This is a genomic window from Streptomyces sp. NPDC026538 (assembly GCF_055567535.1).
Window position 1 is genome coordinate 229411 of record NZ_JBVHQG010000011.1, and the last position, 16353, is coordinate 245763.

Genomic DNA, 16353 nt, shown 5'->3' on the forward strand with positions numbered 1-16353 from the left:
TCCATGAGCCCAACCCGGTGCCCGGGCCCGGCATTCCTGCCTACGGTCCCCTGCCATGACCGAGAACGCGCTCACCGTGCACCAGACCGCCCGCCCCACGGGCTTCCCGACGGCCGCCCACTTCCGTTTCGCCGAGTCCCCGGTCCCCGCACCGGCCCCCGGCACGGCCCTGGTGGCCGGCCTCTACTGGTCGGTGGATCCGTACCACCGCGAGATGATGGACGGCGACTTCGAACTGGACGCCCCGCTGGAGGGCCGCACACTCGGCCGGGTCGTCGCCTCCCGCACCCCGTCCCTGCCGGAGGGGCAGCTCGTCGTGCACCGGCAGGGCTGGCGCACCCACGCGGTGGTCCGCCCCGAGGAGGTCCGGCGCATCCCCGACCACCCGGGCGTCCCGCTGTCGGCGTATCTGAGCGTGCTGGGCGGCACGGGGCTCACCGCCTACGTCGCGCTCACCCGGATCGCCCGGCTGCGCGACGGCGAGGACCTGTTCGTCTCCGGCGCGGCCGGCGGGGTCGGCACGGCGGCCGGCCGCTTCGCCCGGCTGCTCGGCGCCGGGCGGCTGACCGGCAGCGCGGGAAGCCCGGAGAAGGTCAGGTACCTGACCGAAGAGGTCGGTTACGACGCGGCCTTCGACTACCGCGCCGCCCCGGTCGCCGCCCTCCTCGCCGGGGCCGCCCCCGACGGCATCGACGTCTTCGTCGACAACGTCGGCGGCGACCACCTGGGTGCGGCGATCGGCGCGCTGCGCGAGCGGGGCCGGGTGGTACGGGTCGGCACGATCAGCCAGTACAACACCCCGGACGCGCCTCCGGTGGTGTTCGACCACGCCCGTGTGGTGGAGCGGAGCCTGCGCATCGAGGGCTTCCTGGTGCGGAACCACCAGGACGCACAGGAGGAGCTGTACGACTTCGCCGTGCCGCATCTGCGCAGCGGTGCCCTGGTGGCGGACGAGACGGTGGTCGACGGTTTCGAGCGGATCGTGGAGGCGTTCCTGCTGATGCTGCATGGCGGCAACACCGGCAAGATCCTGGTCCGGGCGGTCTGATGCCGCCTCGGGCGAGGCATGGGAACGGGCCGGGAAGCCTGCTCGTGGGTCAGGCTTCCCGGCCCGGGCTGGGGTGGGCTGTGGGTCAGCCCATGTGCGGGTAGGAGTAGTCGGTCGGGGCGACCAGGGTCTCCTTGATCGCGCGGGTCAGCGTCCAGCGCAGCAGGTTCTGCGGGGCGCCGGCCTTGTCGTTGGTGCCGGAGGCACGGCCGCCGCCGAAGGGCTGCTGGCCGACGACGGCGCCGGTCGACTTGTCGTTGATGTAGAAGTTGCCGGCCGCGTAGCGCAGCTTCTCCATCGTGTACGCCGCCGCCGCGCGGTCGCCCGCGATGACCGAGCCGGTGAGCGCGTACTCGGACACCGACTCCATCTGGGTCAGCATCTCGTCGTAACTGTCGTCCTCGTAGACGTGCACGGCGAGGAACGGGCCGAAGTACTCGGTGCGGAAGACCTCGTTCTCCGGGTCGGAGCACTCGACGACGGTCGGGCGGACGAAGTACCCGACCGAGTCGTCGTAGGAGCCGCCCGCGACGATCGTGCAGGTCGGGTCCTCCTTGGCGCGGTCGATCGCGGCCTTGTTCTTGGCGAAGGCACGGTCGTCGATCACGGCGCCGATGAAGTTCGACAGGTCGGTGACGTCACCCATGGTGAGGTACTCGACCTCGGCGGCGAACTCCTCCTTGAAGCCGGAGTTCCAGATGGACGCCGGGATGTAGGCGCGGGAGGTCGCCGAGCACTTCTGGCCCTGGTACTCGAAGGCGCCGCGGGTCAGCGCGGTCTTGAGGACCGCGCGGTCGGCCGACGGGTGGGCGACCACGAAGTCCTTGCCGCCGGTCTCGCCGACCAGACGCGGGTAGGTGCGGTACTTCTCGATGTTGTTGCCGACCGTCTTCCACAGGTGCTGGAAGGTCTTGGTGGAGCCGGTGAAGTGGATGCCGGCGAGGTCGCGGTGCTCGAGGGCGACCTTGGAGACCTCGATGCCGTCACCGGTGACCAGGTTGATGACGCCCTTGGGCAGCCCGGCCTCCTCCAGCAGCTGCATCAGCAGGACGGCCGCGTGGGTCTGGGTCGGGGACGGCTTCCAGACCACCACGTTGCCCATGAGGGCGGGGGCGGTGGGCAGGTTGGCCGCGATCGCGCTGAAGTTGAACGGCGTGATCGCGTAGACGAAGCCCTCCAGCGGCCGGTGGTCCATCCGGTTCCACACGCCCGGGGAGTTGGCCGGGGGCTGCTCGGCGAGGATCTGCCGGGCGTAGTGGACGTTGAACCGCCAGAAGTCGACCAGTTCGCAGGGGCTGTCGATCTCGGCCTGCTGGGCGGTCTTGGACTGGCCGAGCATGGTGGAGGCCGCGATGGTCTCGCGCCAGGGGCCGGAGAGCAGCTCGGCGGCGCGCAGGATGATGGCCGCGCGGTCGTCGAAGGACATCGCGCGCCAGGCGGGCGCGGCGGCGAGGGCCGCGTCGACCGCGTCCTTGGCGTCCTGCTGGGTGGCGTGCCGGCCGGTGCCGATGACGGACTTGTGGTTGTGCGGCTGCACGACCTGGAACTGCTCGCCGCCGCCGAGCCGCTTCTCGCCGCCGATGGTCATCGGCAGCTCGATGGGGTTGTCGGCCAGCTCCTTGAGCTTGGCCTCCAGGCGGGCGCGCTCGGGCGAGCCGGGGGCGTAGCCGTGCACCGGCTCGTTGACGGGGGTGGGGACCTGGGTCACAGCGTCCATGAGATCCGTAACTCCTTGTACGTGAGCGGGTGTTGCCGGGGGCGGGCGGGAGAAGGGCGTGCGGCGGGCGGGAGGGGTACGCCTCAGCCCTTGCTGAGCATGGAGCGGAGGAAGAAGCGCAGGTTCGCCGGCTTCTCCGCGAGCCTCCGCATGAAGTAGCCGTACCAGTCGGTGCCGTAGGCGGTGTAGACGCGCATCCGGTGGCCCTCGGCGGCCAGCCGCAGGTGCTCGTCACCGCGGATGCCGTACAGCATCTGGAACTCGTACTCGTCGGGCTTGCGCCCGGCGCGCCGGGCGAGTTCCTGGGCTATGGAGATGAGGCGGGGGTCGTGGGAGCCGACCATCGGGTACCCCTCGCCCTCCATCAGAGTCCCGAGGATCCGCACGTACGCCTTGTCGATCTCGTGCTTCTGCTGGTAGGCGACCTCGGCGGGCTCCTTGTAGGCGCCCTTGACCAGGCGGACCCGGCTGCCGGCCGCGGCGAGGCGGCGGGCGTCGGCCTCGGTGCGGAAGAGGTAGGCCTGGATGACACAGCCGGTCCCCGGGAAGTCCTTCCGCAGCTCCTCGTGGATGGCGAACATCGAGTCGAGGGTGGTGTGGTCCTCGGCGTCGAGGGTGACGGTGGTACCGATGGCGGCGGCGGCCTCGACGACCGGGCGGACGTTCGCGAGGGCCAGCTCGTGGCCGCCCTCCAGCGCCTGTCCGAACATCGACAGCTTCACCGACATCTCGACGCGCTCGCCGAGGCCGAGCCCGCGCAGGCGGTCGACGAGTGCCAGGTAGGCGTCCCGGGCGGCGGTGGCCTGCTCCGGGGTGGTGATGTCCTCGCCGACGACATCCATGGTCAGCTCCAGGCCGCGGCCGGTGAGCTCCTCGATGATCGGGACGATGTCGTCGACCGACTCACCGGGGATGAAGCGGTCGACGACCTGCTTCGTCACCGGGGCCGCCGAGATGAGACGACGCATCCGGTCGCTGCGCGACGCGGCGAGAATCACGGGACCCAGCACGGGGCACCTCCACAACACATGCCAGAACGGCCGCGATCCGACGGTGTGGATACGGCACGGAGAACCACCGTGAAAGTTAGGGATCTCTCCGATCGTGAGCCATCGACAGCTGTCACGCATCCGTGCCGCAGATCTCAGACAGATGTATGAAGGCGTTCGGGAATTGCGGGAGAATGCCCGGGTGACGTCCGAATTCAAGGGTGACTACCAGGAGCTGGTCGACGAGATCTCCGAGCTGCTGGGCGTCCCGGCGACCCTGGAGAACCGCGACTTCGAGCTGATCGCGTTCGGGGCGTACGACAGTGAGGGCGACCTCGATCCGTCGGAGCTGGACCCGGTCCGGACCCGTTCGATCCTGACCCGGCGCTCCACCGCGGCGGTCCGCGCCTGGTTCGAGGGCTTCGGCATCACCCGGGCGACCGGGCCGGTCCGTATCCCGCGTACGCCGGAGGCGGGGGTGTACCGGGCAAGGATCTGTCTGCCGGTACGCCATCGGGGTGTCGTCCTCGGCTACGTCTGGCTCCTGGACGACGATCCGGGTCCGACGGACACCCAGCTGGCCGCCGCCATGGGGGTGGCGGGGCGGATCGGCGCGCTGCTCGCGGACGAGGCGCAGGCGGGGGCGGGTCTTGGCCGGGAGCTGCGGGCGGTGCTGGTCGCGGAGCCCGGCTGGCAACGGGACATGGCGGTGGCCGAGTTCCGTACCGCCCTCGGCGCCCGTGCGGACGGCCCGCACACGATGGTCTGTGTCGCCCCCTGGCCGTCCGCCGACCCGGACGACGCCCCGTCCCCGCGTACGGTCCCGCACGCCACCGCGCTGTGCACGCTGCCGTGGGGGGCGACGGGCCACAGCCTGGCCGTCCTGGTCCGGCTGCGCAGCACGGACGCGGTCACCCCCGCCCTGACGGCCGCCGCGCGGCTGCTCAAGGAGGCGGAGGAGGCCCGGTCGGCCCGGCCGGCGTCAGCGTCGGCGCGCGGGGCCGGGGCGCGCACGGCCGCCGCCGTCGCCGCCGGGTTCACGGGCGCGGCGGCCCGAAGCTGTGCCGCGGGGGTGGGCGAGGCCCGGGCAGGCCTGGCCGAGCTGGGCACGGTCTGGCAGGAGGCCGCCGCGGCCACCCGCGCCGCGCTGGCCGAGCCCCGGTTCGGGCCGGTCGCCGAGTGGGCGCAGATCGGCCCGTACCGGCTGCTGACCGCGCTGCCGCCGGAGGCCTCGCACGACCCGGCGGTGGCCGTCCTGCTGACCCCGGCCCACCGGGAACTGGCCCGCAGCGCCGAGGCGTACCTGGACTGCGCGGGCCAGGCGGGCCGTACGGCCGCGGCCCTCGGCATCCACCGGCAGACCCTGTACTACCGCCTGTCCCGCGTGGAGCAGCTCACCGGCCTCGACCTGGACGACGGGGAGGACCGGCTGCTGCTGCACATGGCGCTGAAGAGGGCGCGGCTGTAGTCGCCGCCCGCTCGCGGCCGCAGGTCAGGTCCGGGTCGCGGCCTCGACGATCTGGCGCAGGCCCTCGGTGAGCGCGTCGCCGTCGGGCGCGGTCTTCGGGTCGAAGGTCCACTGTGAGATGAGGCCGGACATCAGGGTCATGTAGAAGCGGCCGAGGGTGTCGGCGGTCTCGTCGGAGACCTCCTCCTCCGGTACGCCCATCAGCAGCGAGGTCAGGCCCCGGCCGCCCTCGCGCTGGGCGCGCGCCAACTGGTCGCGCACCTCCGGTAGTTGATCGCCCATCGTCACGATCTCCACGCTGAGCCGCCACAGTGAGCCGGGCCCGCGCATGCTGTCGACGATGTTCGACCACACCTCACGGAACCGTTCGAGGGAGCCGGGCGCTCCGGTCAGCCCCCCGTCGCCGCCCTCGAAGGACATCTCCTCCACCAGCGCGATGTAGGCCTGCGCGAGCAGCGCGTCCTTGGAGCCGTAGTGGTAGCCGATCGAGGCGAGGTTGGTCCCCGACTCCTTGACGATGTCGCGCGCCGTCGTCCGCGCGAACCCCTTCTCCAGCAGGCAGCGCTTGGCGCCGTCCAGCAGATCCTCACGGTGTCCCATGCCGACCACCCTACCCGGGATCCATACAACCGTCCTAGACGCATGACTTATACAAACGTTCTAGACAAGCGTTTAAGACGCCCGTACATTCCTTGGCATGAAGAACCCGACGAGCACGACCACGAGCACACCTGAGACCAACTCCCGTGCCGGGCGCCGCGAATGGACCGCACTCGGCGTGCTGATGCTGCCGCTGCTCCTGGTCTCGATGGACGTCTCGGTCCTCTACTTCGCCCTCCCCGCGATCGGCGCCGACCTCCGCCCGAGCGGCACCCAGCAGCTGTGGATCCTGGACGTCTACGGCTTCGTCCTGGCCGGCCTGCTGATGACGATGGGCGCACTGGGCGACCGCGTCGGCCGCCGGCGGCTGCTGCTGATCGGCGCCGCGGCCTTCGGCGGCGCCTCGCTGCTCGCCGCGTACGCCGACAGCGCCGGAACCCTGATCGCGGCCCGCGCGATCCTCGGCATCGGCGGCGCGACCCTGATGCCGTCCACGATGGCCCTGCTGCGCACGATGTTCACCGACCCCGGCCAGCGCGCGAAGGCGATCGGCCTGTGGTCCGGCGTGATGACCGGCGGGATCGCCCTGGGCTCGGTGATGAGCGGGATCCTCGTGGAGCACTTCTGGTGGGGCTCGGTCTTCCTGGTCAACCTGCCCGCGATGGTGATGCTGCTGGTGCTCGGCCCGATCCTGCTCCCCGAGTCCAGGAACCCCTCCCCCGGCCGCTTCGACTGGCTGAGCGTCCCGCTGTCGATGGCCGCCGTGCTCCCGGTGGTCTACGGCGTGAAGGAGATCCCCTCCGAGGGCTGGCACCCGCTGTACGTCGTCTCGATCACCGTCGGCCTGCTCTTCGCCGCGCTCTTCGTCCACCGCCAGCGCACCGGCGCCTCCCCGCTGGTCCCCCCGGCCCTGCTGAGGGGCCGTGGCTTCACCCCGGCGCTGGTCCTGAACCTCGTCGCCTCGCTCGCCATGATGGGCTCGGCGATCTTCACCACGCAGTACCTGCAGGCGGTGCTCGGCAAGAGCCCCCTGGAGGCGGCGCTGTGGAGTCTGCTGCCCTCGGTCTTCATCGGCGTCGCAGGTCCGGTCACGGCACAACTGGTCCAGCGGGGCGTCGACCGGGGCTACGTCGTCGCCGGCGGCTTCACGGCCATGGCGGGCGGGTTCGTCCTGCTCGCCCTCGTCGGCACCGACTCGCTGTGGCTGGTGCTGACCGGAGCCGGGGTGCTGGCCTGCGGAATGGTCGCGATCATGTCCCAGCTGACCGACCTCGCGATGACCGGCGCACCGGTGGAACGGGCGGGTACGGCCTCCTCGCTGCTGGAGACCAGCACCGAGTTCGGCGGGGCGCTCGGCATGGCCGTGCTGGGGTCGATCGGTACGGCGGTCTACCGCCACGGGATGCCGGCCACGGCCCCGGCGGAGGCCCGCGAGACGCTGGGCGGCGCGCTGGCCACGGCGGGGAGGCTGCCGGGGCCCGCGGGAGAGGCCCTGCTGCACACCGCACGGGAGGCGTTCACCAGCGGGATGCAGGGAGCGGCGATCGCCGGGGCCGTGCTGCTGGTGCCGGCCGCGGTGGGGGCGGCGGTGACGCTGCGGCGGAGGTGACCGTACAAACGCCGGACGAGCTGACTTTGTCAGCCCGTCCGGCGTTTGACGACGAACGAGTCCAGCCCTCCAGCCGACCGAGTCGGGTGGGCCGGTGGGAAGAGATCAGACCAGGTTCACCGAACGGGCCGACGTCGCCCCGATCTCCGCCTCGACCTCGGCCAGCACACCGGAGGTCACCGTGTCGTCGACGGTCAGCACCGCCAGCGCCTCGCCGCCCGCGATCGACCGGGCGACCTGCATGCCGGCGATGTTGATGCCCGCCTCGCCGAGGATGCGGCCGACGGTGCCGACGACACCCGGCCGGTCCTCGTAGCGCAGCACCAGCAGGTGGTCGGCGATCGCGAGGTCGACGTCGAAGTCGCCGACCGCGACGATCTTCTGGAGGTTCTTCGGGCCGGCCAGCGTGCCCGAGACCGAGACCTCCTCACCGCTGCCGAGGGTGCCGCGCACGGTGACGACGTTACGGTGGTCGGCCGACTCCGAGCTGGTGGTGAGGCGGACCTCGACACCGCGCTCCTGCGCGAACAGCGGGGCGTTGACGTAGGAGACGGTCTCGGCGACGACGTCCTCGAACACACCCTTGAGCGCCGAGAGCTCCAGCACCTTCACGTCGTGCTGGGTGATCTCGCCGTAGACCTCGACGTCGAGGCGGACCGCGACCTCACCGGCGAGCGCGGTGAAGATGCGGCCGAGGCGCTCGGCCAGCGGCAGGCCCGGCTTGACGTCCTCGGCGATGACCCCGCCCTGGACGTTCACCGCGTCCGGGACCAGCTCGCCGGCGAGGGCCAGACGGACCGACCTGGCGACCGCGATGCCCGCCTTCTCCTGGGCCTCGTCGGTGGAGGCACCGAGGTGCGGCGTGCAGACGACCTGGTCCAGCTCGAAGAGCGGGGAGTCGGTGCACGGCTCCTTCGTGTACACGTCGAGGCCGGCGCCGGCGACCCGGCCCTCCTTGAGCGCCGCGTACAGCGCCACCTCGTCGACGATGCCACCGCGCGCCGCGTTGACGATCCGCACCGACGGCTTGACCTTGCGCAGCGCCTCGTCGCCGATCAGACCGACCGTCTCGGGGGTCTTGGGCAGGTGCACGGTGATGAAGTCGGAGACTTCGAGCAGCTCGTCCAGCGACAGCACCTTGACGCCCATCTGCGCGGCCCGGGCAGGCTGGACGTAGGGGTCGTACGCCACGACCTTCATGCCGAACGCGGACATCCGCTGGGCGACCAGGGCGCCGATGCGGCCGAGGCCGACGACACCGAGGGTCTTCTCGGCGAGCTCGACACCGGTGTACTTGCTGCGCTTCCACTCGCCGTTCTTCAGCGCCGAGTTGGCCTGCGGGATGTTGCGGGCGGTGGAGACCAGCAGACCGCAGGCCAGCTCGGCGGCGGTCACGATGTTGGAGGTCGGCGCGTTGACGACCATCACGCCGGCCTTGGTGGCGGCGGAGACGTCCACGTTGTCCAGGCCGACGCCGGCTCGTGCGACGACCTTCAGCTTCTTCGCCGCGGCGATGGCCTCGGCGTCGACCTTGGTGGCGGAGCGGATCAGGATCGCGTCCACGTCGGCGATGGCCGGGAGCAGCTCGTCCCGGTCTGCTCCGTTCGTGTGCCGGATCTCGAAGTCCGGGCCCAGCGCGTCGACGGTGGCGGGCGACAGCTCTTCAGCGATGAGTACGACAGGTTTCGAGCTCACGTGAGTCCTCACATGTCCAATGCGGACGGCCGTCCCGACGGCCGCTGGCGGTGGAGGGGCTTGCCGCGTGGAGACGCACGACGCTGTGGGCCTGACGCGTATGTATTACGGCAGTGTAGTGGCGTGGTGGTGGTCGTCCTGCGCCTCTGCGGAAGGATCACCCGTCCGAGATCCGACGGGGTGGACAAGGGGCCGGAACATGCCGCTCCGGCCCCGTCACCTGGGGCTCACGCCTCTTCGTTCACCCACGACATCAGCTTGCGCAGCTGCTTGCCGGTGGTCTCCAGCAGGTGCTCGGAGTCCTGCTTCTTGTACTCGTTGTACTTCTTCAGACCGCCGTGGTACTCGTCCATCCAGTTACGGGCGAAGGTGCCGTCCTGGATCTCGGCGAGGACCTGCTTCATCTCGGCCTTGGTGGCGTCGGTGATGATCCGCGGGCCGGTGACGTAGTCGCCCCACTCGGCGGTCTCGGAGACCGACCAGCGCATCTTCTCCAGGCCGCCCTCGTACATGAGGTCCACGATCAGCTTCAGCTCGTGCAGGCACTCGAAGTAGGCGATCTCCGGCTGGTAACCGGCCTCGACCAGCGTCTCGAAACCGGCCTTGACCAGCGCGGAGGTACCACCGCAGAGGACGGCCTGCTCGCCGAACAGGTCGGTCTCGGTCTCCTCGGTGAAGGTCGTCTTGATGACGCCGGCGCGGGTGCCGCCGATGCCCTTCGCGTACGACAGAGCCAGCGCGAAGCCGTTCCCGGTGGCGTCCTGCTCGACGGCCACGATGCAGGGAACGCCGCGGCCCTCCTCGTACTGACGGCGCACCAGGTGGCCCGGGCCCTTCGGGGCGACCATGCAGACGTCGACGCCGGCCGGGGGCTTGATGAAGCCGTAGCGGATGTTCAGGCCGTGGCCGAAGAACAGCGCGTCGCCGTCGTTCAGGTTCGGGGCGATGGACTCCTCGTAGACCTGGGCCTGGATCGGGTCCGGCACCAGGATCATGATGACGTCGGCCTCGGCGGCGGCCTCGGCCGGGGTCACCACACGCAGGCCCTGCTCCTCGGCCTTCGCCTTGGACTTGGAGCCCTCGTGCAGACCGACACGGACGTCGACACCGGAGTCGCGCAGCGACAGCGCGTGGGCGTGGCCCTGGCTGCCGTAGCCGATGACCGCGACCTTGCGGCCCTGGATGATGGACAGGTCGGCGTCGGCGTCGTAGAACAGCTCGGCCACTTTGGGTTCTCTCCTTGGTGTGCGGATGGTGCGTCCCACCGTATGACGGCGGTCGGAAGGGAAGTTTCGGGGTCTCGGCATACGGGCGGCCGGCAACCGTCGGCCGTCCGTTTCCAGCCTTACGCAGATCGGTCGAGCGCGCGCAGCGACCGGTCGGTGATCGAACGCGCGCCGCGGCCGATCGCGATCGTGCCGGACTGCACGAGCTCCTTGATGCCGAACGGCTCCAGCATCTTGAGCATGGCGGTCAGCTTCTCGCTGCTGCCGGTGGCCTCGACGGTGACGGCCTCCGGGGAGACGTCGACGGTCTTGGCGCGGAACAGCTGGACGATCTCGACGATCTGGGAGCGCGTCTCGTTGTCGGCGCGCACCTTCACCAGAACGAGTTCCCGCTGAACGGCCGAACCCGGCTCCAGCTCGACGATCTTGAGCACCTCGACGAGCTTGTTGAGCTGCTTGGTGACCTGCTCCAGCGGCAGGGCTTCGACACTCACCACGATCGTGATGCGGGAGATGTCGGGGTGCTCGGTGACGCCGACGGCCAGCGAGTCGATGTTGAAGCCCCGCCGGGAGAACAGCGCGGCGATCCGGGCCAGGATGCCCGGCTTGTTCTCCACCAGAACGGAGAGCGTGTGCTTGGACATGGTCTTTTACGTCTCTCTCGCTCAGTCGTCTTCGTTGTCGCCGAAGTCGGGGCGGACGTCCCGGGCGGCCATGATCTCGTCGTTGGAGGTGCCGGCGGCGACCATCGGCCACACCATCGCGTCCTCGTGGACGATGAAGTCGACGACGACCGGGCGGTCGTTGATGGAGTTGGCCTCTTCGATGACCTTGTCGAGGTCGTCCGGGGACTCGCAGCGGATCGCGTAGCAGCCCATGGCCTCCGACAGCTTCACGAAGTCGGGGACGCGGGTGCCGCGGGCGTCCGGGTTGACGTCGTCCGGCCCGGAGTGCAGCACGGTGTTGGAGTACCGCTGGTTGTAGAAGAGGGTCTGCCACTGGCGGACCATCCCGAGGGCACCGTTGTTGATGATGGCGACCTTGATCGGGATGTTGTTCAGGGCGCAGGTGGTCAGTTCCTGGTTGGTCATCTGGAAGCAGCCGTCGCCGTCGATCGCCCAGACGGTCCGGCCGGGCTGTCCGGCCTTGGCGCCCATGGCGGCCGGGACCGCGTAGCCCATGGTTCCGGCGCCGCCGGAGTTCAGCCAGGTGGCGGGCTTCTCGTACTGCACGTAGTGCGCGGCCCACATCTGGTGCTGGCCGACGCCCGCCGCGAAGATCGTGCCTTCGGGAGCGAGCTGCCCGACGCGCTCGATGACCTGCTGCGGGGAGAGCGACCCGTTGTCGGGCAGGTCGTAGCCCAGCGGGTAGGTCTCGCGCCAGCGGTTGAGGTCCTTCCACCAGGCGGTGTAGTCGCCCTGGTGGCCCTCGCTGTGCTCCTTCTGCACCGCCTGGATCAGGTCGGCGATGACCTCGCGGGCGTCCCCGACGATCGGCACGTCGGCGGCGCGGTTCTTGCCGATCTCCGCGGGGTCGATGTCGGCGTGGACGATCTTGGCGTGCGGGGCGAAGCTGTCCAGCTTGCCGGTGACGCGGTCGTCGAAGCGGGTACCGAGGGCGACGATCAGGTCGGCCTTCTGCAGCGCGGTGACGGCGGTGACCGCACCGTGCATGCCCGGCATTCCCACGTGCAGCGGGTGGCTGTCGGGGAATGCGCCGAGCGCCATCAGGGTGGTGGTGACGGGCGCTCCGGTGAGTTCGGCGAGGACCTTCAGCTCGGCGGTGGCGCCGGCCTTGATGACACCGCCGCCGACGTAGAGGACGGGCCGCTTCGCGGAGGTGATCAGCTTGGCACCCTCGCGGATCTGCTTGGCGTGCGGCTTGGTCACCGGGCGGTAGCCCGGCAGGTCCATGACCGGCGGCCAGGAGAAGGTGGTCTTCGCCTGGAGGGCGTCCTTGGCGATGTCGACCAGCACCGGGCCGGGACGTCCGGTGGAGGCGATGTGGAACGCCTGGGCGATGACCCGGGGGATGTCCTCGGCCTTGGTGACCAGGAAGTTGTGCTTGGTGATCGGCATGGTGATGCCGACGATGTCCGCCTCCTGGAAGGCGTCCGTGCCGATCGAGGAGGACGCGACCTGCCCGGTGATCGCCACGAGCGGCACCGAGTCCATGTGCGCGTCCGCGATCGGCGTCACCAGGTTGGTGGCACCCGGCCCCGAGGTGGCCATGCAGACGCCGACCTTCCCGGTGGCCTGCGCGTAGCCGGTGGCCGCGTGACCGGCGCCCTGCTCGTGCCGGCACAGGACGTGGCGCACCCGGGTGGAGTCCATCAGCGGGTCGTAGGCCGGCAGGATCGCGCCGCCGGGAATGCCGAATACCGTGTCAGCGCCGACCTCCTCGAGGGAGCGGATGAGGGACTTCGCACCCGTGACGTGCTCGACGGGCGCGGACTGCTGTCCTCCGGAACGGGGCCGCGGCTGCGGATGGTGGGCCCCCGGGGCCTGCTCGGTCATCGGCATTCTCTTCTCGATGCTGAGGGTTTTTGCGAGGTTCGTACGGATTTCTGCCGCCGTACGTCTGGTGCTGGTGCAACAAAAAACCCCTCGTGCCAAAAGGCAAGCGAGGGGAGCGCGCCGGTGTGGTCGCTGGGGTTTCCGGATCGTTCTCCGGTGGGTCCCAGCTCAGCCGACGCGCTGTCCAAGTACGAGAATTCGGGTGCGCATGGAACTGACCCTCCCTCTGACGCGCACCACGTGTCAAGTGGGTGGGACGGGAGTCTCATTATGTGAGCGAAGGGCACTGCCGCCTCCGAACACGGCGGTCACCCCACCGGCGACCGCGGGCACACCACCGGTGTACACCCCCGCGCCCCTCTCCATGGCTCGTTCGCCTCCGGCGGCGCCCGCGAACGCCGGCTCGGCCGGTGCGTGCGGCACCGGATAGTGGCCGGAACCGAGGGCCCGGCGCAGCCGGTACTCGTCCACCGGGCCGGAGAAGGCCATGCCCATCCCGTGCGTGCACCCCATCGCGCGCAGCGCCGTGACCTGCTCCGGCAGGTCCACGCCCTCGGCCACCGACTGGAGCCCGAGATCGCCGGCGATCCGCAGCAGCCCGCTGGTGATCTTGTGCAACCGGGGCGACTCGACGACCCCCTCGACCAGGCTGCGGTCGAGCTTGAGCATGTCGACGGGGAGCTTGCGCAGGGCGGTGATCGCCGCGTAGCCGCTGCCGAAGCCGTCCAGCGCGATCCGGACACCGTGCCGGCTGAGCGCGGTCAGGCGCCGCTCCAGGTCGTCCAGCGGAACCCTGGGGTCGGTGTCGGACAGCTCCAGGACCAGCGCCCCCGAGGGCAGCCCGTGCCGGGTCAGCAGGGCCTCCACGGAGCCGAGCGGCGAGGACCGGTCGAGCAGCCGCCGGGCACACGTCCGGACGGCGACCGGCACCACGAGCCCGTTGGCGGCCCGCTCGGCGGCCTGTTCGACCGCCTCCTGGAGGATCCAGCGGTCCAGCTCGGCGGTCTTGTCGCTGTCCTCGGCCACCCGCAGGAACTCGGCGGGCGTGAACAGCACCCCCTGGGAGGAGCGCCAGCGCGCCTGTGCGGAGACCGAGTCGATCCGGCCGCTCTCCAGGCACACCACGGGCTGGTGCAGCAGCGCGAACTCGCCGTCGTGCAGCGCGGCCCGCAGCCGGGTGGCCAGTTCCGCCTTGCGTACGACGTCCTGCTGCATCTGCGGCCTGTACAGCTCGACGCGGCCCTTTCCGGCCGACTTGGCGCGGTACATCGCCAGGTCGGCGTTGCGCAGCAACTCACCGGCACCCAGACCCGGTTCGGCGAAGGCGACACCGATGGACGCGTTGACACGGACATCGTTGCCGTCAATGGCGTACGGCTGCGAGAGGGTCGTCCTGAGGCGGTCGGCGAGCTCCAGGATGTGCCGCTCCCGGGCACTGCGGTCACGGGTGCCGTCTCCGGCGATCAGCGCCGCGAACTCGTCGCCGCCCAGTCGGGAGGCGGTGTCGCCGTGGCGGACCGCGTCCTGGAGCCGGCGCGCGGCCTGGACGAGCAGTTCGTCGCCGGCCTGGTGCCCGATGGTGTCGTTGACGGCCTTGAATCCGTCCAGGTCGATGAAGAGCACGGCCGTGTTCCGCAGGGCGGGGCCCCGGTCGGAGGAACGGCGGCCGGACAGGGCCTGCTGCACCCGCCGGGTGAACAGGGCGCGGTTGGGCAGGTCGGTGAGCGGGTCGTGCTCGGCGTTGTGCTGGAGCTGCGCCTGCAGCCGCACTCTTTCGGTCACGTCCCGGCTGTTGAAGATGAGGCCGCCGTGGTGCCGGTTGACGGTGGACTCGACGTTGAGCCAGCCGCCGTCACCGGACCGGAAACGGCACTCGATACGGGTGGTGGCCTCCTCCAGTGGGCCGGTGGCGAGGAAGCGGCGCACCTCGTGCACCACGCAGCCCAGGTCCTCCGGGTGGATGAGGTTGCCCAGTTCGGAGCCGACCAGCTCCTCGGCGGGCCGTCCGTAGACCCCGGCGGCGGCAGGGGAGACGTACCGGAGGATGCCGTTGGGCGCGGCGATCATGATGACGTCGCTGGAGCCCTGCACCAGGGAGCGGAAGTGGTTCTCCTGATGCGCCAGTTCCTGGGTGAGGGTGATGTTGTCGAGCAGCATGATGCCCTGGCGGACCACGAGCGCGAGGACCACGCAGCCGGCGGTGATCAGGACGACATGGTCCGGACTGCGGCCGTTGAGCACGTTGTAGAGGATGCCCAGCGTGCACACGGCGGCGGCCAGGTACGGGGTGAGGGCGGCCAGCGAGCCGGCCAGGGGGCGGCCCGCCGGGTACCGGACGTGCTCGCCGCCCGGGGCGGACGCCTGCCTGGGCACCGTGGCCCGCCCGCCGGGCACGTGCTCGTGGACCACGCGGGTGTGCCCCTCGGGCTCCCCCGTCGGCCGTGGCGCGGCCCAGGGGGCGTACGCCAGCAGCAGCGAGCCGGCGAACCAGCCCGCGTCCAGCAGCTGGCCGGAGCGGTAACTGCTGTGCAGCAGCGGCGAGGTGAACAGGGCGTCGCACATCACGGTCAGGGCGAGGGCGCCGATCGCGGTGTTCACCGCGGTGCGGTTGCCAGGCGAGCGCCGGAAGTGCAGCGCGAGCACCATGCTGACCAGGGCGATGTCCAGCAGCGGGTAGGCCAGCGAGAGCGCGGTGTGCGCGACGCTGGGCCCGTCGAGCCGGGCGGCCTGGGCGAGCGCGAGGCTCCACGACAGGGTGAGCAGCGAGCCGCCGATCAGCCAGGCGTCCAGCCCCAGGCAGATCCACCCGGCCTTGGTCATCGGCCGCTTGGCCAGCACCAGCAGACCGACGATGGCGGGCGGCGCGAAGCACAGGAAGAACAGGTCGGCGTAGCTGGGGCTGGGCACGGGCCGCTGGAGCACGACCTCGTACCACCCCCAGACCGCGTTGCCCAGGGCCGCCATCGCCGAGGAGAGGGCGAACAGCAGCCACGCGGGTCGAAAGCGGACCCGCGGGGAGCGCGCGTAGCAGAAGCACGACACGGCGGCGGCGCCGGCCGCCGCGGTCAGACCGAAGTCGCCCATGAACAGGGCGATTTGGTTCGAGCCCCAGTCGAACGCGGAACCGACGGCGTATCCCGCGCAGATCAGGGCCAGGACGAGTTGACGGACCACGCCGGTCCCGCCGCCGGTGGCCGGCGGCCGGGAGTTCGGCCTTCCCGCCGGAGGCTGCGCCCGCAGCGCTCCGGGGAGGGCGGTCGGCACAGGCGTCGGCGCTGTCACCGGATGCTCCCGGTCCGCGCCACGCCCGGCTCCCTCTGGTCCCGGTGCGCTGGGTGAGCGTGCCTCTTGCGTCCGCTGTGGCTGCGGTGGTGGTGATGGCTGGTGTGGTGGCCGCGTCTGCGCGCAGCTGTGCGCCAGGGTCGCCGCCGGCGGCTCCGCCGCGTCGGATCGTTCGTCCATAGGCCGTGCATCGCCCGTCGCCC

General features: G+C 70.8%; 11 protein-coding genes. 3 read left to right on the forward strand and 8 right to left on the reverse strand.

The genetic code is table 11. The features are described 5' to 3' along the window. Nucleotides 1-55: 55 nt before the first annotated feature. Nucleotides 56-1048 carry a zinc-binding dehydrogenase gene (locus ACZ4N4_RS36205; RefSeq protein ID WP_467596844.1) on the forward strand — a complete coding sequence of 331 codons (993 nt, stop codon included), beginning with the start codon at nucleotides 56-58 and terminating at the stop codon, nucleotides 1046-1048. A gap of 85 nt (nucleotides 1049-1133) precedes the next feature. On the opposite strand, the gene pruA is transcribed toward ACZ4N4_RS36205, so the two are convergent. Together pruA and ACZ4N4_RS36215 are read right to left on the reverse strand one after the other, a co-directional pair. Next, a complete protein-coding gene (pruA, locus tag ACZ4N4_RS36210; RefSeq protein ID WP_453573404.1) occupies nucleotides 1134-2765 on the reverse strand; it encodes an L-glutamate gamma-semialdehyde dehydrogenase in 1632 nt (543 codons plus the stop codon). 83 nt (nucleotides 2766-2848) lie between these two features. Continuing rightward, nucleotides 2849-3775 (reverse strand): proline dehydrogenase family protein, encoded by a 927-nt coding sequence (locus ACZ4N4_RS36215; RefSeq protein WP_453573402.1) that lies wholly within the window; start codon nucleotides 3773-3775, stop codon nucleotides 2849-2851. A gap of 142 nt (nucleotides 3776-3917) precedes the next feature. Here ACZ4N4_RS36215 and ACZ4N4_RS36220 point away from each other — a divergent pair, with 142 nt between their 5' ends. After that, a complete protein-coding gene (locus ACZ4N4_RS36220) occupies nucleotides 3918-5222 on the forward strand; it encodes a PucR family transcriptional regulator (protein WP_467596847.1) in 1305 nt (434 codons plus the stop codon). 24 nt (nucleotides 5223-5246) lie between these two features. Here the strand turns inward: ACZ4N4_RS36220 and ACZ4N4_RS36225 are convergent, their stop codons facing one another. Beyond that, nucleotides 5247-5822, reverse strand: a complete 576-nt coding sequence (locus ACZ4N4_RS36225) for a TetR/AcrR family transcriptional regulator (protein ID WP_453573397.1) — start codon at nucleotides 5820-5822, stop codon at nucleotides 5247-5249. 97 nt (nucleotides 5823-5919) lie between these two features. Here ACZ4N4_RS36225 and ACZ4N4_RS36230 point away from each other — a divergent pair, with 97 nt between their 5' ends. After that, a complete protein-coding gene (locus ACZ4N4_RS36230) occupies nucleotides 5920-7431 on the forward strand; it encodes an MFS transporter (RefSeq protein ID WP_467596850.1) in 1512 nt (503 codons plus the stop codon). Between the two features lie 105 nt (nucleotides 7432-7536). Here ACZ4N4_RS36230 and serA read toward each other — a convergent pair whose 3' ends face one another. The 5 genes from serA to ACZ4N4_RS36255 all read right to left on the reverse strand — a co-directional run bounded on the left by serA (nucleotide 7537) and on the right by ACZ4N4_RS36255 (nucleotide 16150). Next, a complete protein-coding gene (serA, locus tag ACZ4N4_RS36235) occupies nucleotides 7537-9126 on the reverse strand; it encodes a phosphoglycerate dehydrogenase (protein WP_453573393.1) in 1590 nt (529 codons plus the stop codon). Nucleotides 9127-9353: 227 nt separating this feature from the next. Beyond that, nucleotides 9354-10352 (reverse strand): ketol-acid reductoisomerase, encoded by a 999-nt coding sequence (gene ilvC / locus ACZ4N4_RS36240; protein ID WP_360484627.1) that lies wholly within the window; start codon nucleotides 10350-10352, stop codon nucleotides 9354-9356. A gap of 119 nt (nucleotides 10353-10471) precedes the next feature. Next, the gene (gene ilvN / locus ACZ4N4_RS36245) at nucleotides 10472-10996 is read right to left on the reverse strand and encodes an acetolactate synthase small subunit (protein ID WP_123973946.1); all 525 of its coding nucleotides are present in this window, start codon (nucleotides 10994-10996) and stop codon (nucleotides 10472-10474) included. Nucleotides 10997-11017: 21 nt separating this feature from the next. Next, nucleotides 11018-12868 carry an acetolactate synthase large subunit gene (locus ACZ4N4_RS36250; RefSeq protein ID WP_467596854.1) on the reverse strand — a complete coding sequence of 617 codons (1851 nt, stop codon included), beginning with the start codon at nucleotides 12866-12868 and terminating at the stop codon, nucleotides 11018-11020. A 243-nt stretch (nucleotides 12869-13111) separates the two neighbouring features. Then, a complete protein-coding gene (locus tag ACZ4N4_RS36255) occupies nucleotides 13112-16150 on the reverse strand; it encodes a putative bifunctional diguanylate cyclase/phosphodiesterase (protein ID WP_467596857.1) in 3039 nt (1012 codons plus the stop codon). Nucleotides 16151-16353 lie beyond the last annotated feature (203 nt).

What these genes read in the sequence shown, in the direction of transcription:
- ACZ4N4_RS36205 (WP_467596844.1), top strand. Translation starts at nt 56, where the DNA reads ATGACCGAGAACGCGCTCACCGTGCACCAGACCGCCCGCCCCACGGGC.
- pruA (WP_453573404.1), bottom strand. Translation starts at nt 2,765, where the DNA reads ATGGACGCTGTGACCCAGGTCCCCACCCCCGTCAACGAGCCGGTGCAC.
- ACZ4N4_RS36220 (WP_467596847.1), top strand. Translation starts at nt 3,918, where the DNA reads ATGTATGAAGGCGTTCGGGAATTGCGGGAGAATGCCCGGGTGACGTCC.
- ACZ4N4_RS36225 (WP_453573397.1), bottom strand. Translation starts at nt 5,822, where the DNA reads ATGGGACACCGTGAGGATCTGCTGGACGGCGCCAAGCGCTGCCTGCTG.
- ACZ4N4_RS36230 (WP_467596850.1), top strand. Translation starts at nt 5,920, where the DNA reads ATGAAGAACCCGACGAGCACGACCACGAGCACACCTGAGACCAACTCC.
- ilvN (WP_123973946.1), bottom strand. Translation starts at nt 10,996, where the DNA reads ATGTCCAAGCACACGCTCTCCGTTCTGGTGGAGAACAAGCCGGGCATC.
- ACZ4N4_RS36250 (WP_467596854.1), bottom strand. Translation starts at nt 12,868, where the DNA reads ATGACCGAGCAGGCCCCGGGGGCCCACCATCCGCAGCCGCGGCCCCGT.